The sequence below is a fragment of the bacterium SCSIO 12827 genome, from assembly GCA_024397995.1.
Lineage (GTDB): Bacteria > Pseudomonadota > Alphaproteobacteria > Rhodospirillales > Casp-alpha2 > UBA1479.
Genome location: CP073746.1, coordinates 2,219,881 through 2,239,834, shown reverse-complemented (window position 1 = coordinate 2,239,834; position 19,954 = coordinate 2,219,881). Strand labels below are relative to the sequence as shown.

20 protein-coding genes are annotated in these 19,954 nt (G+C 62.5%); 16 read left to right on the top strand and 4 right to left on the bottom strand.

All coding sequences use genetic code 11. The annotated features are described in order from the left end of the window. Positions 1-15: 15 nt before the first annotated feature. The 6 genes from KFF05_10495 (at position 16) to KFF05_10470 (ending at position 5,330) form a co-directional block, all read left to right on the top strand. The gene (locus KFF05_10495) at positions 16-459 is read left to right on the top strand and encodes a rhodanese-like domain-containing protein (GenBank protein ID UTW50393.1); all 444 of its coding nucleotides are present in this window, start codon (positions 16-18) and stop codon (positions 457-459) included. Positions 460-550: 91 nt separating this feature from the next. Next, entirely contained in the window at positions 551-1,375 is an 825-nt protein-coding gene (locus KFF05_10490) for a CoA synthetase (GenBank protein UTW50392.1), read from the top strand. Then, positions 1,372-2,121, top strand: coding sequence for a CoA synthetase (locus KFF05_10485; protein UTW53792.1), 750 nt, complete (start codon positions 1,372-1,374; stop codon positions 2,119-2,121). Before KFF05_10490 ends, KFF05_10485 begins: the two co-directional genes overlap by 4 nt. A gap of 233 nt (positions 2,122-2,354) precedes the next feature. Then, complete coding sequence (locus tag KFF05_10480; GenBank protein UTW50391.1) at positions 2,355-2,657, top strand: hypothetical protein; 303 nt, start codon at positions 2,355-2,357, stop codon at positions 2,655-2,657. A gap of 308 nt (positions 2,658-2,965) precedes the next feature. Continuing rightward, positions 2,966-4,126: an acyl-CoA dehydrogenase family protein gene (locus tag KFF05_10475; protein ID UTW50390.1), complete on the top strand. Its 1,161-nt coding sequence runs from the start codon at positions 2,966-2,968 to the stop codon at positions 4,124-4,126. A gap of 13 nt (positions 4,127-4,139) precedes the next feature. Next, positions 4,140-5,330, top strand: a complete 1,191-nt coding sequence (locus KFF05_10470; protein ID UTW50389.1) for a CoA transferase — start codon at positions 4,140-4,142, stop codon at positions 5,328-5,330. Positions 5,331-5,334: 4 nt separating this feature from the next. Here the strand turns inward: KFF05_10470 and KFF05_10465 are convergent, their stop codons facing one another. After that, positions 5,335-5,892 (bottom strand): hypothetical protein, encoded by a 558-nt coding sequence (locus KFF05_10465; GenBank protein ID UTW50388.1) that lies wholly within the window; start codon positions 5,890-5,892, stop codon positions 5,335-5,337. A gap of 33 nt (positions 5,893-5,925) precedes the next feature. Further along, positions 5,926-6,672: a DUF1223 domain-containing protein gene (locus tag KFF05_10460; GenBank protein UTW50387.1), complete on the bottom strand. Its 747-nt coding sequence runs from the start codon at positions 6,670-6,672 to the stop codon at positions 5,926-5,928. A 101-nt stretch (positions 6,673-6,773) separates the two neighbouring features. On the opposite strand from KFF05_10460, the gene KFF05_10455 reads away from it, so the two are divergent. Together KFF05_10455 and KFF05_10450 are read left to right on the top strand one after the other, a co-directional pair. After that, entirely contained in the window at positions 6,774-7,115 is a 342-nt protein-coding gene (locus KFF05_10455) for a hypothetical protein (GenBank protein ID UTW50386.1), read from the top strand. Positions 7,116-7,237: 122 nt separating this feature from the next. Next, entirely contained in the window at positions 7,238-7,930 is a 693-nt protein-coding gene (locus KFF05_10450) for a CDP-alcohol phosphatidyltransferase family protein (protein UTW50385.1), read from the top strand. A 12-nt stretch (positions 7,931-7,942) separates the two neighbouring features. Here the strand turns inward: KFF05_10450 and KFF05_10445 are convergent, their stop codons facing one another. Then, positions 7,943-8,740 carry a GntR family transcriptional regulator gene (locus tag KFF05_10445; GenBank protein UTW50384.1) on the bottom strand — a complete coding sequence of 266 codons (798 nt, stop codon included), beginning with the start codon at positions 8,738-8,740 and terminating at the stop codon, positions 7,943-7,945. A 195-nt stretch (positions 8,741-8,935) separates the two neighbouring features. On the opposite strand from KFF05_10445, the gene dctP reads away from it, so the two are divergent. The 5 genes from dctP (at position 8,936) to KFF05_10420 (ending at position 13,462) form a co-directional block, all read left to right on the top strand. Then, a complete protein-coding gene (gene dctP, locus KFF05_10440; GenBank protein UTW50383.1) occupies positions 8,936-9,934 on the top strand; it encodes a TRAP transporter substrate-binding protein DctP in 999 nt (332 codons plus the stop codon). A gap of 89 nt (positions 9,935-10,023) precedes the next feature. Then, on the top strand, positions 10,024-10,515 hold the full coding sequence (locus KFF05_10435) for a TRAP transporter small permease (protein UTW50382.1): 492 nt from the start codon (positions 10,024-10,026) through the stop codon (positions 10,513-10,515). Between the two features lie 9 nt (positions 10,516-10,524). Beyond that, the gene (locus KFF05_10430; GenBank protein UTW53674.1) at positions 10,525-11,814 is read left to right on the top strand and encodes a TRAP transporter large permease; all 1,290 of its coding nucleotides are present in this window, start codon (positions 10,525-10,527) and stop codon (positions 11,812-11,814) included. An 11-nt stretch (positions 11,815-11,825) separates the two neighbouring features. Then, on the top strand, positions 11,826-13,052 hold the full coding sequence (locus tag KFF05_10425) for an aconitase X catalytic domain-containing protein (protein UTW50381.1): 1,227 nt from the start codon (positions 11,826-11,828) through the stop codon (positions 13,050-13,052). Beyond that, positions 13,049-13,462: a DUF126 domain-containing protein gene (locus tag KFF05_10420; protein UTW50380.1), complete on the top strand. Its 414-nt coding sequence runs from the start codon at positions 13,049-13,051 to the stop codon at positions 13,460-13,462. Before KFF05_10425 ends, KFF05_10420 begins: the two co-directional genes overlap by 4 nt. 59 nt (positions 13,463-13,521) lie before the next feature. Here KFF05_10420 and uvrA read toward each other — a convergent pair whose 3' ends face one another. Then, positions 13,522-16,449, bottom strand: a complete 2,928-nt coding sequence (gene uvrA, locus KFF05_10415) for an excinuclease ABC subunit UvrA (protein UTW50379.1) — start codon at positions 16,447-16,449, stop codon at positions 13,522-13,524. A 552-nt stretch (positions 16,450-17,001) separates the two neighbouring features. On the opposite strand from uvrA, the gene KFF05_10410 reads away from it, so the two are divergent. The 3 genes from KFF05_10410 to KFF05_10400 all read left to right on the top strand — a co-directional run bounded on the left by KFF05_10410 (position 17,002) and on the right by KFF05_10400 (position 19,876). Then, positions 17,002-17,247 carry a hypothetical protein gene (locus KFF05_10410; GenBank protein UTW50378.1) on the top strand — a complete coding sequence of 82 codons (246 nt, stop codon included), beginning with the start codon at positions 17,002-17,004 and terminating at the stop codon, positions 17,245-17,247. Positions 17,248-17,333: 86 nt separating this feature from the next. Beyond that, entirely contained in the window at positions 17,334-17,834 is a 501-nt protein-coding gene (gene ssb, locus KFF05_10405) for a single-stranded DNA-binding protein (GenBank protein ID UTW50377.1), read from the top strand. A gap of 74 nt (positions 17,835-17,908) precedes the next feature. After that, on the top strand, positions 17,909-19,876 hold the full coding sequence (locus KFF05_10400; GenBank protein UTW50376.1) for a HAMP domain-containing protein: 1,968 nt from the start codon (positions 17,909-17,911) through the stop codon (positions 19,874-19,876). The last annotated feature ends 78 nt before the right edge of the window (positions 19,877-19,954 follow it).

Sequence of the window (19,954 nt, the reverse complement as noted above, 5' to 3'; positions counted from 1 at the left end):
GTAGAAATTATCCCCATGGACTTTTCAAACATTCAGATCGACGAACGCACGATGATGAGCATTGTGCTCATCGTCATCGCCTTTTATATCGGCCGCCAGTTGCCACGCTGGATGGCGGGTGTGCCTTACGTGAAACCGGATGCGGCCAAGGCGCAACTTGACCAAGACCCGGACACGTTGGTCATCGATGTGCGCTCTCCCAGCCAGTTCACCGGCAAGGACGGGCATATCAAGGACGCCCTGAACCTGCCGTTGATCGATCTCATGGGCCGTATCAAGCAGATCAAGGCCGATCTTGCCGAATATGCCGAAACCCCGGTGCTGGTGGTGTGCAAGACCGACCAGTTGTCGGCCCGCGCGGCCCGCATCCTGCGCAAGAACGGCCTGACCAAGGTGGCGGTGCTGGCCGGTGGGCTGAAGGCCTGGAAAAAGGCGGGACAACCGGTGACGGTTGCCTGACAGGCCAGGCCTTTGAAATAGCGGGCAATTGACCGTACCCAAGGCCCTGTGACACCCTGTGCGTCCTTCATCCACCGACGGACAGCCCGCCATGACCATCCCTGACGTTGACGCTCTCGCCGAACAGGTGCCTGACGGGGCACTATTGGCTTTGCCGCCTGATTACAGCTTCGTTCCCATGGCGCTGATCCGTGCGTTGATCCGCCGCGGGATCAAGGACTTGCATGTGCTGGCGGTGCCGATTTCGGGCATGGCGGCGGACCTGCTGATTGGTGCCGGCTGCGTCCGGCTGATGGAAGCGGCCGCGGTCAGCCTGGGCGAGGCGGGTTTGGCGCCCAGTTTCACCCGCGCGGTGCAGGACGGCAGCCTGAAAATGCGGGACAGCACCTGTCCGGCCATCCACACGGCCCTGCAGGCTTCGGAAAAGGGCGTGCCGTTCATGCCCTTGGGCGGCATCATCGGCTCCGACATCGTCAAATACCGCGACGACTGGAAGGTGGTTGACGACCCCATGGGCGCGGGGAACGGCAAGATTCTGCTGCTGCCGGCGATCAAGCCCGACGTGGCGTTGGTTCATGCGCCGCTGGCCGACAAGTACGGTAACGTCTGGGTCGGCAAGCGCCATGAGTTGTTCACCATCGCTCATGCGGCCAAGACGACCTTGGCGACGTATGAGGACATTCACGACGGTGACCTGACCGCAGATCCCGTGCTGGCGGCGGGCACCATTCCCGCCATGTACATCAGCGCCACCGCCCAGGTGAGGGAAGGGGCGAAGCCCCTGGGACTCGCCGGATGCTACCCCATCGACATGGACCATATCCGTGCCTATGCCAAGGAAGCGCGCAGCCAAGAAGGTTTCGACGCCTATCTCAAGCGCGAGGTTCTAGGGCATCAGGCGGAGGCAGCGTCGTGAGCGAAGCCTATTCCTCAGAAGAATTCCTGATTTCCGTCATCACCCGCCTGCTGCCGGAACGCGGCAACGGCGCCATCGGCGCGGCCTCGCCCATTCCCGGCGCCGCCGCCCTGTTGCAGCGCGAATTGACCGGCGGCGCCTTCCGCGTGTCGCTGATCCACGGCATCACCAACAACCCGTTCACGGACGGGGGGCGTGAACTGTTCGACGCGGCCGGGCAGGGGCGCATCGACGTGTTCTTCTTAGGTGGGGTGCAGATCGACGGCCAGGCCAACTTGAATCTGGTCGGTACCGGCGCCTATCCGTCACTCGACCGTCGGTTCCCGGGGTCGTTCGGGTCGGCCTACATGTACTTCACCGTACCGCGTGTCATTCTGTTCCGCCCGGAACACTCGCGCCGGGTGTTCGTCGACAAGGTCGATTTCATCAGCGCGCCGGGCATCAGCCCGCCCGACGTGCACCGCCCCGGCGGGCCGCATGCCCTGGTCACGGAACTTTGCGTCATGTCGTTCGACCGGGTGCGGGGGCGGTTCCGTCTGGAAAGCGTTCATCCGGGGCATAGCGTCGAGGAAGTCCGTGATAACACGGGCTTCGATTTCGACGTGCCCGATAGCGTGCCGACCACGCCGGAACCGGAACCTGAGCGGCTGGACATCCTGCGCGCAAAAATCGGCCGCGAGGTCGCCGGAACCTATCCGGATTTCGCCGAAAGAGTGTTGGGCTACCGCGCGAAGGCATCCGCCTGAGGCCGTGCCCTAAGGTGGCGCCGGTACCCTTCAGTTCCTGATTCCGCACGTTTTTGGTGGGACGGAACCTTTCCGCAGCCCTTTGTCAGCGCGGCCCTTGGTCTATTAACCTTGTGCTTTCAAGGGGTAATGGGGTGAGCATCCCCGATTCCTCTATAGTATTTATTTTTGCCTTTTCTTGTGCCATATTTTAGGTGCTGACAGAACGTCGCAATTCAGAGCGGAGAAACGCTATGATTGATCAAGCTTCAAATCTCGCGTCATTTCCTTTGACGCTTGCGAAACAGGTTTCTCAAAGTACCGAGAATCTGCTTCAACAAACTCGACAAGAGGTCGAGGAAGCTGTCGAGAGTGGTTTCCGTTCTGAGGAACGGCAATCACTCGAAGAATCGACCTCTCCTTCGGCGGCCACTCAGCCGTCTCAGGACAGCAACTCCTCTGGTGAAGACCGCGGAAAAGACTCCGCGAACACGCCTACCGACGCCGGCAGCAATGCCGGTGGCGCCAGGGGCAATGTCGTCAACGATGTTGCCTGACACTCTTGCTCCCCCAGTGTTTGGGGGGGGTGGCAAATCACCGTCCCACGGGGCGGTCTTGTCTAAACCCTTGGAGACGTTCTGAAGGCACGGCTGAGCTCCCCCGGGACATCCCGGGGGGGCTCTTTCGTTTTCAGCATCCCGCATTCACCTTGGCGTTTCGGGTCCGACGGTGTCCGTGTCGGGTGTTTCATCAAATGAAATGAAGTTTCATTTACTTCCGGCTTGGCGCTGTGCACTTTGCCGTGCCCATTCGGTCCGGCCATGTGACGGGCTCCCAGGGTCAACCGGCAAAGGAGATATGTACCGTGGATTTTCGACTGACCGACGACCAGCGCCAGCTGCAGGAAGCCGCCCGCGCCTTTGCCCAGGGCGAAATGCGCGAAGTCGCCCGCACCCTTGAACAGGAAGACAAGGCGCTGCCCGCCGAATGGATCAAGCGCTACGCGGAAATGGGTTTTCTCGGCGTCAACGTGTCGGAAGACCTGGGGGGGCTGGGCCTTGGTAATCTCGAAGCCCTGATCGTGCTGGAGGAATTCGCCAAGGTCTCGCCCGCCGTCGCCTTTCCCATCTTCGAAAGCTCCGTCGGCCCGGTGCGCGCGGTCGAGCACTTCGCTCAGGCGGACCTCGCCAAGCAGATCGTGCCCAAGGTCTGTGCTGGCGAGATGGTCGTCGCCGTGGCCATGTCCGAGCCCGAGGCCGGGTCGGCCTTGACCGATCTGAAGACCCGGGCCGAGATCAAGGGTGGAAAGATCGTCCTCAACGGTCAGAAGCGCTGGTGTTCAGGCGGCGGCCATGCCGATGCCTACGTGGTCTACTGCAAGCTGTCCGACGCCCCCGGCGCCAAGGGTATCGGCGCGGTGTTGGTGGAAAAGGACGCCAAAGGGCTTAGCTTCGGTGCACGCGAACGGCTTATGGGGTTCCGCGGCGTGCCGTCGGCCGACATCTTCTTCGACAACGTCGAGGTTCCGGAAGCAAACCTGATCGTCCCCGCCGGCGGCTTTAAGCAGTTGATGGAGGCCTTTGATCTGGAACGCTGCGGCAATGCCACGATGTGCCTGGGCATCGCTCAGTCGGCACTGGACGAGGCGCTCGCCTATGTTCAGGAGCGCAAGCAGTTCGGCAAGCCGCTGGTCGAGTTCCAGGCAGTGCAGATGAAGCTGGCGGAAATGGCCCTGCGCTGCGAGGCCTCGCGCTTGCTGATCTGGCGGGCGGCGCAGAACGCCGCCGATGGCCTGCCGTCGATCCTCGATTCTTCCCTCGCCAAATGCTTTGCCAACGAGATGGTGCGCGACGTCACCGGGGCGGCCATGCAGGTCATGGGTGCCTACGGTTATTCCAAGGAATTCGATATGGAACGCCGCATGCGAGACGGCTGGGGCTGGGGCATTGCCGGCGGCGCCATCGATATTCAAAAGGTCAACATCGCCGCCGCCCTGGTCGGCCGCCGCTTCGACCAGCGGCGCTAGGGAGGACAGAATTATGGCCGGACCCCTCGACGGTATCCGCGTTCTCGACTTCTCGCGTGTTCTCGCCGGGCCCTGGTGCGCCATGATCTTGGGCGACCTGGGGGCCGAGGTTATCAAGGTGGAAAGCCCGGAAGGCGACGACGTGCGCCATTTCGGCCCGCCGTTCGAGGCCGGTGAAAGCGCCTATTTCCAGGTTACCAACCGCAACAAGCAGAGCATCATCATCGACCTGAAAACGGAAGAGGGCAGGGCCATCGCCCGTGATCTGGCATTGAAAAGCGACATCGTGGTCGAAAACCTGCGGCGCGGCGCCATGGAGAAATACGGCCTGGGGTACGAGCAACTCCGCGTGGATAATCCGGGGCTGATCTATTGTGCCGTGTCCGGTTATGGGCGCACGGGGCCGGCCGCGGAACGCGCCGGATACGATTTCCTGATCCAGGCGGAAAGCGGTCTGATGTCCCTGATCGGCGGCGCCGACCAGCCGCCCATGAAGGTCGGCGCCGCCGTGACCGACATGGTCGCGGGCCAGGACGCGGTTGCGGGCGTGCTCGCGGCCCTGTTTCACCGGGAACGGACCGGCAAGGGGCAGCATGTGGACATCGCATTGTTGGACAGCGCCGTGGCGCTGCTGGCCAACCAGGGGGCGGCTTATCTGATGACCGGCGACCGGCCTCAGAGACTCGGCAACGACCATCCCTCGGTCTGTCCCTACCGGCCGTTCGACACGGCGGACCATCCGCTGGCGCTGGCGATCGGCGCCGACCGCCAGTTCCGCAAGCTGGCGGCCGCCTTGGGCCATCCGGACATGGCCGACGATCCGCGTTTTGCGACCAACCGGGCACGGGCCGAAAACCGCGTCGCGCTTTACGAGATCATGGAAGCCGCGTTCCGCACCAAAGGCCGCGATGATTGGCTGGTCGATCTGCATGCGGCGGGCCTGCCCGCGGGCGCCATCCGCACGGTTGACGAGGTTTTGGAAGCGCCGGAAGTGCATGCCCGCGATATGGTGGTCGAGGTCGAGCACGCGACCATCGGCCGCGAGCGCATCATCGGCTCGCCGCTCAAGCTGTCGGAAACGCCGGTCAGCGTGCGCACCGCCCCGCCGACGTTAGGTCAGCAGACGGCGGAGGTTCTCAAGGACGTGCTGGGCTGGGATGTTGCCGACGCCGACGATTACGCGGCCAAGGTGAAGCCGGCCTGAGCCTTTAGCGGCTTCGCTTCAGGCAGTCGTGGAATGCCCGACGCTTGGCGCGGGCGGCCCCTTCGCGTCCGTCGTCGGCAAGGCGTTGTTCCTCGCGCAGCAGACGCAGGCAGTCGATCTGATCGGGCCGGGTGTCTGCGGGGGTGGTCACTGCCTTCACGCCGTCGGCGCCGTCCCGCGAGCGCACGGCGCCGCCATAGGTCTCGCGCCCCGTCGCGTTGCGGTAGAACAGTTCATCCGGATGAACCCAGAATCCATGGGGCGTGGGGCACCAGGTATCGGTAATCGCACCGCCAGGGCCCACTGTTTTGACCTGGCGACAGCCTTCCGCATCCGGGAGGCCGACAAGAGTGGCCGTGCCCGTGGCGCCGTCGGGGCTGTTCCAAGGACGGGGCGTGTCGATGTCACCCGCCGCCAGAACAGCCTGGATCGCCGTCTGTCGGGCCTGCATGTCTTGAAAGGTCAGGCTGTGTTCCGGCGCGGTTGCGCAGGCAGACAGAAAAAGCGCGGTCAAAAGTGCGGCAGGGGCGGCCAGGGCGGTGCGGTGAAGATATTCGGTCATGCGCCGACATATAGGCACGCCGAACCGGCGGTTCTAGGATAACGGGCCCTTGGGGCAGATGGCGGCACCCAGGATTGGGCCGTGGTTCGGGGCTTGAACCAGGACCGCGCAGCCCATGCCGTCACCGCGGGCCGCGTCGGCGGGCAGGTCGAGGGCCGTCTGCGCGCCGCGCCAAGACCCCAGTTTTCGGGTCTCGCGTACGATATGGCGGCTGATCAGCACCTTGCCGTGGTTTTCGCCCTTCTGGACCATCGTTTCGGCGCGGTCCTGAAAACGGACGAGGATGATGTCGGCCACACCGGCGGCCCCTTCGGAGACCAATGCCTGAAACCGGCCGCCCTGGGCCGTGACGGTGACGGTCAATTTGCCCTCTGACTTTGCTGCTTGGTTCATGAGATCGCCGATCTTGCCGCGGTGCGACCCCACGCCCTCAAGCTGGCCGTCGATGATCATTTGTGGCGTGTAGACGCCCGATTGGCCGCGAATGGCGACGTTATAGAGGCGCTGGCGTTGCGTGTGTTCCGGCGCCGAGAACGGATCCTTCCACTGGCCGTGCCACATGTAATTCAGGCTGTCCCAGTAATCGACGTGGAATTCCAGGGCGACGACGTCCGCGCGGTCGGCCAGTTCACCCAGGTATGCCTCCGCCGGCGGGCAGGAATAGCAGCCCTGCGACGTGAACAGTTCGACAACCACGGGCTTTCTGTCTTGGGCCGGGACGGAACTTGCGGTGACGAGCGTCACAGCGAGGGCCAGGACAGTGAATATAAGATGTTTCATGGATACGTTCCCGATTACCTGACTGGCCTGGTTGCCTGTCAGGATGATTGGGGAACGTGAATCCCGTGTCAATTTAACCCCGACCGGCGTATGCTCAACTCATGGTGAGCCAAGTTCACAATTCCGCTGCGGCGTTGCCGCGCCCAACCACGCTCGGCGAAAAGCTGATGCGCGAGGCGCGTCAGGCGATGGAAAATCCGGCGCAATCCTTGGGCGGGCGCACGGTCGAAGATCGGGTTGACCTGTCCACGGTTGATCTTGGCGGCGGTCACAAAGCCGTGAACCTTGCTCGCGGCGGCCAGTTGGCCGATGAATTGCGCAGTGCGAAGCCGGAAGATTTGGCAGAGAAACTGGACAGCGGTCTGGCCGAAGGTTTCCATGCCGGCAATCTGTTCCGCAATGTATTCCGCAGCCTGTTTGCCGCGTTCCGCGCCCGCTTCTGATTTCCCGTTCATGTGATTGCAGGGGGCTGCCGTTCGGCAGGCTTGACCTTTTTCGTCGCCTTTGGCACGAGAGAGCACGCGCGGTCAGGGTTCGGTAATGCCGCCGCGCCACAGGACATGCCATGACACCCACGGAACATGATCTGCCGTCGTCGCACGCCCGCGCGGTGATGTCGCAACTCCCCCTGATCCGCATGCTGTCGCGGGCAACGACGCCGCGCCTGGCCGCATTCGGCATGACACCCAATCAGGCGACCAGCTTGGGCCTGGCCTCCGGTCTGGCCGCCGCCGCCTGCTTCGCGTTCGGCTCGCCGGTCGTGCAGGTGCTGGGTGCGGGGATGTTCTTTCTTTATTACCTGTTCGACTACTGTGACGGCGAACTGGCCCGCCTCCGCGGCATGGGGTCGCGGTTCGGCGCCGCCTTCGATGATTTCACGGATTGGGTTGTCCACGCGGCTTTCTTCCTGGCCGTCGGCTATCACACGATGGCCGAGGCGGGGGATGTCTTGTGGATGTGGCTGGGGGGCGCGGCCGCCCTCGGCGGCACGATCAGCGCGGCCTTGCCGTTGGTGCTTGGCGGCGTGCCCGAGGGCGAAACCCAGGTCGCCCGTCTGTCCGACCTGGGCGGCGACGCCGGATGGCGCGATGTCGCCGTGTTCGCTTTTCGCGGATTGGCGCGCGCGGATTTCTGGCTGATCGTGGCGGGACTGGCGCTCGGCGGCTGGCTGTGGGTTTTGCTTCCGGCCGCCGCCATCGGTGCGCAGGTGTTCTGGCTGCTCTACCTCAGCAAATCGGCGCGGCGCATCCTGACCTGACGCGCCGCCGGTCTATTGTGCGTAGGTGCGCTGTGGCGTGCCGAGGTCAAGGGTCAAGTCCGTCGGCGGGATGTAATAGTCCTGGTAGTACATCGCATCACCATCCATCGAATATCCCACGACGTTCAGCACGGACGCCCGTTCTCCCTCGGGCCAGCGGCATTTCAGGGAAATGTTCTTGGGCGGATCCTCGAACCGCATCAACTGCCGGCCCCGCTGCACGGCGAGATGCTGTCCCCTGGCCATCATGTCTTTCAGGTTGATGCCGTTGAGGTCGGCCAAGGGGGTATCGACCAATTCCGGAAAGCGGTCGGCCAGGGCATAGAACAGGTTGTAGACGTCGAATTGGTCGGCGATGACCATCACGCGCTCGATCCGCACGACTTTTTCCGTGGTCTGGCCCAGATCGGCGGACCAGGGGCCGTGGTCGGCGGTGACGTCCCGGTGCAGCACACGGGTGGCGACGGGCATGAAGCTGCCCGGCGCCCCCTCGACGTTCAGAAACCGCATGTGCCAGGGTTCATGGATCGGGCGGCTGAGGTCGGAGACGACGCTGCCGCTGCCCCGCCGCCGCTGAATGACCCCGGCATAGGCGAGATTTCGCAGCGCCCGCTGCACGGTCCCCAGGCTGCAGGGGGTGGTCTGCACCAGTTCCGCCTCCGTCGGCAGCCGCGCCCCGGCAGCCCAGAAACCGTCTATGATCGATTCCGTGAAGGCGCGGGACAGCTTTTCGTGTTTCGGCAGGTCCGATTCATCCGACCAGTAGCGTTTGACGAAATCCTCGGTCTTGCGCGTTGAAAAGCCAGCCATCCATTCCCCCTTCAGCTGCCGCAGCGAATCACTTGTTTATCTTCCCCAGCCAGCACCGGCGGGACAAGGCAGCATTGACATACTAAATTACTATGATGTAATTGCTATATTCTTATTTTTCGGCCCGGCCCGCAGATACCTGCCGTCGCCGAAGCAAAGGAGGGCCAACGAGCCCTCGAGATTGGGAGGACTACCATGTTCAAGAAGATTACCGGTGTTGCCGCGGCGGCACTGATCGTTCTGTCCGGCACGTCGACCGGTGCCGATGCGGCCGAGCGCCTGTCCCTGTCGTCCTGGGGCAGCCCCAAGCACTATCAGGTGGCGCAGTTCGTGCCGAACTTTCAGAAGCTGCTGAAGGAAAAGTCCGGTGGCGACATTCGTCTGAAGACCTTCGCCGGCGGCGAGATGGTGAAGCAGCAGTTCGTGGCCACCGCCGTGCCCCAGGGCACCGTCGATATTTCCCTGACGACCCTCGACAACTGGTCCGGTCGCGTGCCCGATGTGGGCATTCTCACGACGCCGCTGTGGGACAAGTCCATGGCTTGGACCCGGGACAATTTGAAGCCCGGCAATCCGATCTTCGATTACTTCGACGCCAAGCTGCGCAAGGAAGGGGCCCTGATCATCGCCATGTTCGATATCGGCCCGCCCGTCGTCAGCACCAACTTCAAGATCGAAGGTCCGGATTCGTTCAAGGACATGCCGATCCGCGCCTATTCGAAGGGTTCGGCGCAGGTCCTGCAGGCGCTGGGCGCCGCGCCGACGATCATGGGTGTGGGTGATGTCTATTCCGGTCTGCAGCGTGGCACGGTCAAGGGCGCCATGGGCGGCCTGGGCGGCGCGGTCGGTCTGAAGCATTTCGAAGTCACGTCGAACATGTTCGTGCCGAACGGGGTGATGGGCACGCTTATCCATGCCTACGTCATGAACAAGGAAAAGTTCGAGAAGATGTCGCCGGCCAATCAGAAGGCGGTCATGGAAGCCGCCGGGGAAGCCCGCGACCATATGCAGCAGTTCGCCATCGACAAGCTGGCGAGCCTGCTGGATACCGTGCGCAAGAACGGTAACGAAGTGACGGCAGTGGAGCCGGGCAGCGATCTTTGGAACAAATTTGCCAAGCGTCTGGAGCCGTTGACGGCCTCCGCGAAAGAGCAATACTCCAAGGAAGTTCAGGCCCTGCTCGCCAAGAACTGATGCTTTGAGGAGACGGGCCGCGTTGTGCGGCCTGTCTCCCGCATCTTTCGTCTGTCCCCAACGACCGCTCCAAAGGAGAGGCCCGCGCGATGATCGGAATATTCCGAACGATCGGCCGAGGCATGACCGCCGTCTCGATCGCCTTGATGATCCTGCTGTGCGTTCCGATTACCTATGAAGCCGTTGCGCGATTCTTCAACGCGCCGACGATCTGGGTTTTCGAAACCACGCTTTACGCATTCATCCTTCTCGGCTTTTGTGGCAATGCCCTGGCCGTGCAATCCGGATCACACTTCCGCGTGGTCATGCTGCGGGAAATGTTTCCGTCCAAACGCCGGATGTTCGACCTGATCGCGCAGTTGTCGACGCTGGCTTTCGGTTTCCTGATCATCGCAACAGGCAGCTACTTCGTTTGGTATTCGGCCTCCAACGCCATCCTGTCGGCGACGTTGCTGGAGGTGCCGTTGTGGATTCCGCAGTTGGCGGTGCCGCTCGGCGGGATCGGGCTCGTCCTGCAGACGGTTGTCCAGATGGCCACCGGCGAGGCGCCGATCAGCGACGCCCATGGGATCGGGGAATAACCGATGCTGATGGATTTCATTTACGACCACGTTGGCTTCATCGCGATCTTCCTGTTGTTTTTCCTGATGGTGCTGTCGGTGCCGGTTTTCGTCGCTATGGGGCTGGCGGCCTTCGCGGCGGCGCTGCTGGTCGAGGACCCGTTCCTTGCCTTCAGGAACTTCATCAACATCTCTTGGCAGGGGGCGTCGATCTTCGAATTGATCGCCCTGCCGCTGTTCATCTTCACCGGCACGATCATGCAGCGGACCGACGCCGGGCGGGACCTGTTCGAGGTCACCAAAGCTTGGACGGGGTCGATCCCCAATTCCCTGGGGGTGGCGACCATCGCCGCCTGCGGCATCTTCGCCGCGATTTCCGGATCGTCTGTGGCGACCGCAGCGACTGTGGGTCTTGTGGCGATCCCGCTACTGCTTGAAGAAGGGTACGGCGAACGCCGGGCCGGTGGCTTCGTGGCCGGCGGCGGCACTCTCGGCATCATCATTCCGCCGTCGATCCCGTTGATCCTTTACGGCGTGATCACGGAAACCTCGATCGGTCAGTTGTTCATCGGCGGCGTGGTGCCGGGCATCATCATGATGAGCCTGTTTACCCTCTACGTCATGCTGTCGCGGCCTCGAGTCATGGTGACCCATTCGATCAGCCTGGAAGAGCGCATGGCCATCACCCGGCGGTCCCTGGGTGTGGTGCTGCTGCCGATCGTCATCATCGTCGCGATCTATACGGGCGTGTTCACCCCGACCGAGGTCGGGGCCCTGTCGGTGCTTTATGTCTGCGCGCTCGGCTTCGCGCAGAAAAAGCTCAGCTTCGCCGACCTGAAGGCCGCCGCCGTCGTCGCGACGGGGGCGACCACGATGCTGTTCATGCTGATCGTGTTCGGCCAGTACTTCGCGCACTTCCTGACCTTCGAACAGGTGCCGCAGGCAATCGCGGCCGCGATCATCGAAAACGCCAGCGGCATCTGGGCCATTACCCTGATGATCATGGCCTATATCGTTCTCGGGATGTTTCTCGAAAGCGCGGCCATGCTGCTGATCTCGATCCCGATCTTCTTCCCCGTTGCCGAACAATTGGGGATGGATCCGATCGTGTTCGGGATTTTCGCCGCGATCTCCATGGAGATCGCGCAGATCTCGCCGCCGATCGGCGTCAACCTGTTTACCATCCACGGCATTTCCAAGATCGACCTTTGGAAGCTTGCGCGCGGCGCGTTACCGTTTCTGCTGATCCAGATCGGCATGCTCTACCTCGTATACCTGGTGCCGGAAATCGTTCTCTGGCTACCGAATTCGATGAAATAGGAGACCCAGCCTTGAAGTTAACGGATGAAGAAAAGGCCATGCTGGCCGGCGAAATGGGCGCAGCGAAGCAGTGGGCCCTTGACCATCAGGTCAAGGTCGGCGGCATGTTCGACGCGGCCGATCTGGTGCCGGTCAGTCAGGCCCATATGATGGCGGACCCGGAATCCCTGGGCGAAGCCGGGGGTGATTTCCTGGAAGACATGGTGGCCAAGGGGGCGCGGGTCGCGATCCCGATGATCACCGATCCCCGGGGCGTCGACCTCAACCATTATCGGCCGCTGGGCCAGTCCGAGGAAATGGCCACGCTGGAACGGCGCATGATCGCCGCCTGCGAAAAGATGGGTATCCTCATGACCAACACCTGCGTCAACTATCAGACGATCATGCCGCCGGTGCTGGGCGACCATGTCGCCTTCGGCGATACGGGCGTGGTGATCTATTCGAACAGCATCTGCGGGGCGCGCTCCAACTTCGAGGGCGGGCCTTCGGCGCTGGCCGCCGGGCTGACCGGCCGCACGCCGCGCTATGGTCTTCATCTGGATGAAAACCGCCGGGCGACCCGCCGCTTCGTGGTCCGTGAACAGCCGAAGGAACTGACGGATTGGGGCGTGCTCGGCGCCCTGGTCGGCAAGCTGGCCGGGTCTTACTGGGCGGTGCCGGTGATCGAGGGGCTGGAGGTCGTGCCGACCTCGGACGAGGCCAAGCATATGGGCGCGGCCATGGCGAGTTTCGGCTCGACCCCGTTGTTCCATATGGTCGGCATCACGCCGGAAGCACAAACCCTGGCCGACGTCGGTGGCGACAAGCTGCCGGCCGAAGAGATCACCAAAGCGGATCTGGATGCGCTGCGCGCCGGGTTCGGCGGCAAAGGCGACAAGATCGACGTGGTCGTGTTCGCGGCCCCGCAGTTGTCCATTGTGGAGATGCAGGATCTTGCGACGCTCTGCGCCGGGAAGTCGTTCAAGTCGGCGGTGATCGTCTGCACCTCGCCGCAGGTCTATCCGGACGCGACCCGCATGGGGCTGATCGACACCATCGAAAGCACCGGCGCCAAGGTTCTTGAAGGGACCTGTTTCTATAATCAGTACGCCCGTGAGATCGGCGAGGCCAACGGCTGGACACGGCTGCTCAGTAACTCCGCCAAGATCGTCAACATCATCAGCGGCTACGGCTATACCCCGGCGCTGGCGAGCATGGAAAAGTGCGTCGCGTCGGCCGTTGCAGGAGAAATCGTATGACCAAGGAACTGAAGTGCCATAAGGGGATCGGCGACAAGGTACAGGGCATTGCCCTGGTGGCCGATGACAACTTTTCGGCCCGCTATGACCTGGACCGCAAGAAGGGTGTGTTTTCCCGCCCGACCCATAAGCTGTGCGGTGAATCTTATCACGACAAAATTCTGGTCCTGAACACGTCCAAGGGCGGGGTGGCCTCGGCCTGGATGCTCCACGAAATGAAGTCGCGGAACATCTGCCCCAAGGCGATCCTGTTCAACACGGCCAACACGATCCTGGCCCAGGGGGCGGCGCTGGCCAACCTGACCATGTGCGACCGCTTCGCCGATGGCGACGTGACCACGCTGATCAAGACCGGGGACGAGGTCATCGTCGATCCGGAAAACGGTGTGGTGACGGTGCTGAACGGTTAGGAAAACCGATTAGGAAATTTGACCGGGCCTGATGCGCCTTCCCGTAATGGGAAAGGCCGTCAGGCCCGTTTCTTTTCCGGCTTCTTTTCCAGATAGGGGGCGAGGTACTGGCCCGTGAAGCTGCCCTTGGTGCGGGCCACGTCTTCGGGCGTACCCTGGGCGACCAGCTTGCCGCCCTTGGTGCCGCCCTCGGGCCCCAGGTCGATGACCCAGTCGGCGGTCTTGATGACTTCCAGATTGTGTTCGATGACCACCACCGTGTTGCCCTGATCGACCAGGGCTTGAAGGACTTCCAGCAGCTTTCGGACATCATCGAAGTGCAGACCGGTGGTCGGCTCGTCCAGAATGTAAAAGGTCTTGCCCGTGGCGCGGCGCGCCAGTTCCTTGGCCAGTTTCACGCGCTGGGCCTCGCCGCCCGAAAGCGTCGTCGCCTGCTGGCCCAGGTGGATATAGCCCAGGCCGACGCGTTTCAGGGTTTCCATCTTGTCGCGGATCGCCGGCACGGCCTTGAAGAAGTCGGCCGCTTCCTCGACGGTCATGTCCAGTACCTCGGCGATGGATTTGCCGCGGAACTTGATGTCCAGGGTTTCGCGGTTATAGCGCTGACCCTTGCAGACGTCGCAGGTCACGTAGACGTCGGGCAGGAAATGCATTTCGATCTTGATCAGGCCGTCGCCCTGGCAGGCCTCGCAGCGTCCACCCTTGACGTTGAAGGAAAACCGACCGGCCTTGTAGCCGCGGGTCTTGGCGTCGGGCAGGTTGGCGAACCAGTCGCGGATCGGTGTGAAGGCGCCCGTATAGGTCGCCGGGTTGGAGCGCGGCGTGCGGCCGATGGGAGACTGGTCGATGTCGACGACCTTGTCGATGAATTCCAAGCCCTCAAGCGCGTCGTGTTCGCCCGGATGTTCGCGTGCCCCGTTGAGGCGCCGCGCCAGGGCCTTGTACAGCGTTTCGATGACCAGGGTCGACTTGCCGCCGCCGGATACGCCGGTGATGCAGGTCATGGTGCCGAGGGGGAAATCCACGTCCAGGTTGGCCAGGTTGTTCGCCTTGGCCCCCCGCAGCTTCAGGGCTTGGCCCTTCTTGCCCGGACGGCGCTGGGCGGGCAGGGGGATCTGCTCGATCCCGGTCAGGTACTTTCCGGTCAGGCTGTCCGGTGATTTCATGATGTCTTCGGCCGTGCCGGTGGCGACCACGTGGCCGCCGTGCACACCGGCGCGGGGGCCCATGTCGATGATCCAGTCGGCGGCGCGGATGGCGTCCTCGTCGTGTTCGACGACAATCACGGTGTTACCCAGGTCGCGCAGACGGAACAGCGTCGCCAGCAGGCGTTCGTTGTCCCGCTGGTGCAGGCCGATGGAAGGTTCATCCAGCACGTAAAGCACGCCGGTCAGGCCGGAGCCGATCTGCGAGGCCAGCCGGATGCGCTGGCTTTCGCCGCCGGAAAGCGTGCCCGAGGCGCGCGACAGGCTCAGGTATTCCAGCCCGACGTTCATCAGGAAGCCCAGGCGGTCATTGATCTCGCGCAGGATGCGCCGGGCGATCTCCTTGTGCTGACCTTTCAGCTTTTTCTCCAGCCCCGCGAACCAGCCATGGGCTTCGGCGATCGACTGGTCGGCGACCTCTGAGATGTTGAGGCCGTCGATCTTGACCGCCAGCGCTTCGGGCTTGAGGCGCAGGCCGCCGCAGTCGGAACAGGTGGTCACGGTCTGGAAGCGCGACAACTCGTCGCGCACCCAGCTTGAATCGGTTTCGCGCCAGCGCCGCTCCATGTTGGGGATCACGCCCTCGAAAGGCTTGGTGATGTCGTAGGACCGCTTGCCGTCATGGTAATGCATGGTCACGTCGGTGGTGCCGGACCCGAACAGGATGATTTCCTTCACCTTGGCCGGCAGCTTGGCCCAAGGGGCCGCCAGGTCGAATTCGAACTGGGTGCTCAGGCTTTTCAGGGTCTGGTCGTAATACTTGGACGACGAATTGGCCCAGGGGGCGACGGCGCCGCTGGCCAGGGTGCGTTTTTCGTCGGGGATGACCAGTTCCGGGTCGAAGAACATTTCCGTGCCCAAACCGTCACAGGCCGGGCAGGCGCCGAACGGATTGTTGAAGGAAAACAACCGGGGTTCGATCTCGTCGATGGTGAAGCCCGACACGGGGCAGGCGAACCGCGCCGAGAACACCGTGCGTCCGGCCGGCACATGGTCCTGAATGCCGCCCTTGCGGGCACCTTTCGTGGACTTGTTGGTTTCCTTGGACGAGGCGTCACCCTTGGCGGCGTCGGCGTCGTCCGCATAGGCGATGCCGTCGGCCAATTCCAGCGCCGTTTCCAGGCTGTCGGCAAGGCGTGCCTCCAACCCTTCGCCGACCACCACACGGTCGACCACGACCTCGATGTCGTGCTTGAACTTCTTGTCCAGGTCCGGTGCTTCGTCGATGTCGTACAATTCGCCGTCGATGCGGATGCGTTGAAACCCTTTCTGCGCGAAGGCGGCGATTTCCTTTTTGTATTCGCCTTTGCGGCCGCGCACGACGGGGGCCAGCAGATAAAGCCGCGTGCCCGGTTTCATGGCCATGATGCGGTCGACCATTTCCGACACGGTCTGGCTTTCGATCGGCAGGCCCGTGGCTGGCGAATGAGGCACCCCGACCCGCGCGAAAAGCAAGCGCATGTAGTCGTAGATTTCCGTGACCGTGCCGACGGTGGAGCGCGGATTGCGCGACGTCGTCTTCTGTTCGATGGAAATGGCGGGGCTGAGGCCATCGATATGGTCGACGTCGGGCTTTTGCATCAGTTCCAGGAACTGGCGGGCATAGGCGGACAGGCTTTCCACATAGCGGCGCTGGCCTTCGGCATAGATGGTGTCGAAGGCGAGGGATGATTTCCCCGATCCCGACAGTCCGGTGATGACCGTCAGGCTATTGCGCGGCATCTCCACGTCGACGTTGCGGAGATTGTGCTCCCGGGCGCCGCGGACGGTAATTTTTTCCATGAGTGTTTCGAGTGCCATCCATCAGAAGGAAGGGCGGAAGGTGCTGTTTTCACAAGCGCTGAGTCATATAGAGGCCCGCGTCCGACGTAAAGCAAGAGTCGATTGAGAATAACTTCACTAAAACATCTCGTGAAAATTCACAAAAAAATGCATCTGAAACAGAATATTGAACGTTTTTACGTGAATTAAATTTCGAACATGAATAAAATATAACGGTCAAGCAAGGAGGCGCCTCCCTTGAAACCGGCAGCGCTGCCACGATCGAATGGAGGCACATATGACACAGGACGATAAAACGGCTCTCAAATGGACGCTCGCGTTCACGGCCTTGGTCCTTATCCTTGGTTTCGGTGCTTACGCGGCTGGCTGGCTGACCCAGTAATCGCGTAGGCGCCATCTGAATCACACCAACGGAACTTGCGCCGGCCCCTTTGGGTCGGCGTTTTTTTTCTGCCCGGCCAAGAGAACGGGCAGAAGGCCATGGGCGTTTGCAAATTGGCTCCGGTGATTTAAAAGGGCCGGATTGAAACGCCCGGCCGAGGACCCCGCCATATGCCCAGCGACAGCGACGCGCAATTCGACAAGGCGGACATGATCCTGTCCAATGCCTTGCAGGAATTCATCAGCGCCGGCGTCAGCCAGGAAGTCTATGGCATGGCGATGCTGGAGATCGGCATCCTGGCCCTGGTCAAACTTGACGAGAGCGAGGAACGCATCGCCGCCCTGGTCGCCGATTTCATCGCCCGGGCGCGCCAAGGTGGGCCGCAGGCGCCGGCGCCCCGGGCAACAGACACCTAGCCGCGGCCGGACGATTCCGGCTAAAGTTCGCTTTCCTCCCAGGGGGGCGGAACAACCACCAAGACACAGCAAGAACGAGGATTCCGATGGCAGGAAGCGTCAACAAAGTTATTTTGGTCGGCAATCTCGGCCGCGATCCCGAAGTCCGGTTTTCCCAGTCCGGCCAGAAGATCGTCAACATGTCCATCGCCACGTCGGAAACCTGGAAAGACAAGCAGTCCGGGGAGCGCAAGGAAAAGACGGAATGGCACCGTGTCGTGGTGTTTGATGAGCGGCTTGCCGACGTCTGCGAGCGGTACCTGAAGAAAGGATCCAAGGTCTATCTGGAGGGCACGCTGCAGACCCGTAAGTGGACCGGCAATGACGGGGTCGAGAAATATACGACCGAGGTCGTTCTGCCTCGGTTCAACGGCGTCATGACCATGCTCGACGGCCGCGGCGAAGGCGGCGGTGGTGCGGGTGGCGGTGGCGGCTACGGTGGGTCCGACGACAGTGGATCGAGCTGGGACGGTCCGGGCAACGACAGCTCTGGTGCAAGTGGCGGTGGCGGCGGTCGCGCCGATCTGGACGACGAAATTCCGTTCTGACGGTTGCCGAGGTGGGCCGCGATAAACAACCGATGCCGTTGGGGGGCGGTTGAAGGAAGCAGGCGAGGCGTTGAATGACGACCCAAGGGAGCACGACGGTTCCCCCGCGCCAGGGCGTGCGCCTGCGCTTCGTTTTGGCGGTCGTGTTGATCGTTGTCGGTTCGGTGCCGTCTGTCATCCTGGCGTCCTGGCTGCATGCCCGCGCCATTGATATTCAGGTTGACGACGTTTCGCAGCGCTCCTTGCTGCTGGCCAAGACCTTGGCCCGGTTCATCGCAGGGGACCTGAACGAGTTTCAGTACACTTTGGACGCCCTGACGACGCAATACCCCCTGTCTGCGCTGCCCAAGGCGCTGATCGACAGCGCCAATCACCGGGGAATGTCGGCCGTCTGCCTGTTGAGCGGACTGCGCCAGCCTCAGGATTACGTCGTGATTTCCGGCACGGCTTCCTGCCTGCCGAGGGACGAAAACCGCATGTGGCGCGACGTCCGGTCGCGCTTGCCCGCAACGGGCGGTGGTGTCGTGTTTTCCGAGGTTTTGGCGGACAGCGACGGCCAGCCTGCTGTGTTCGCCGTCAATTTCCGCGCCGGTCTGCCGCTTGCCGCGGCGCGCATGTCGCTTGATCGGTTGCGCGAACTGCGGCGCTCCATCGTGTTCGGTGAAAAAGGACACGTAGCCATCGTCGACCACCGTGGCAACATCGTGTCACACCCGCGCCCCGATTGGGAAGCGGCGGTCAAGAATATCGCGACCATCGATCCGGTCGCGCGTATGATGAAGGGGGAATCCGGCGTTTCCCGATTCCATTCGCCCGCCGCCAATCTGAAGATGATCGCCGGTTTCGCCTCCGTTCCGGGCGCCGGTTGGGGGGTCATGGTGCCCCAACCGGAACAGGAACTGGCGTTCCATGCCGAAGACATCCAGAAAAGCACCCAGATCGCCCTGATCGTCGGGGTTCTGGTCGCCGGCGGGCTTGCCTGGTGGCTTGCGGGCTGGCTGACGGCTCCTATCGCGCGGATCGAAGCGGCGTCGCGCCGTCTCGCGGCGGACGAGCCGCCGGGCTCCGTAGACGCGGAAGGCTTTCTGGTTCCTGCCGAAGTCGCCTCCCTGGCGGCCAATTTCACGACCATGGCCGACCGCATGCAAACCCGCGACCGGGAGCGCGAGCGCATCGTCGACGACGTGCGCCAGCTGAAAAACGAGCTGGAGCAACGGGTCGCCGACCGTACGCTTGAGCTGACCATGGAGATCAACGAGCGCGACCGCGCGGAAAAGGAGCTGCTGCGCTCCAAGGCCGAGGTCGAATACGCCAACCGCGCCAAGACCGAGTTCCTGGCCCATATGAGCCACGAGTTGCGCACGCCGCTCAACGCGATCCTGGGCTTTGCCGAGGTCGTGCGCGATACCGATCCGGCCCTGGCGAAACCCGATCAAACCCGCCAGTACGTGCAATACATCTATGATTCCGGCAGCCACCTGCTGACCCTGATCAACGACCTGTTGGACATTTCACGGATCGAGGTCGGTGCGATGGCCCTTGAGGTTCAGACGGTCGATCTGCGCGAGGCCGTCGAAAGTTGCGTCACCATTGTTTCCGAGCGGGCGTCCAAGACCGGGCTGAAGCTGGTTTCGGAGCTGCCGGACGCCCCAGGCACCATCGAGGCTGATCCCACCCGTCTGCGCCAAATTCTGCTGAACCTGATGATCAATGCGGTCAAGTTCACCCCCAAGGGTGGCACGGTCAGTCTTCAGCTGCGACGGATGTCCGATGGAGCGGCCGAATTCGTCATCAGCGATACGGGCATCGGCATCGCGCCCGAGGACATGTCGCGGATCATGGAACCGTTCAGTCAGGCGCGGCACAGTCACGTGTCGAAGAGCGAGGGAACGGGCCTGGGCCTGCCCCTGGCCAAGGCCTTTGCTGAGCTTCACGGCGGCAGCTTGAGGGTCGAAAGCCGCCTCGGCAAGGGGACCACGGTGCGGGTCATTCTCCCGGTTGCGCCGCCGCCTCAGGAAGACGTTGCTAATATATTGAATTAAAAAAGAAAATTAATCAGAAAATCGGGCGATTTGAGGGCCTGATCGAGTTGTTCCCGCAGGCCCGATCTGCTAGAATTA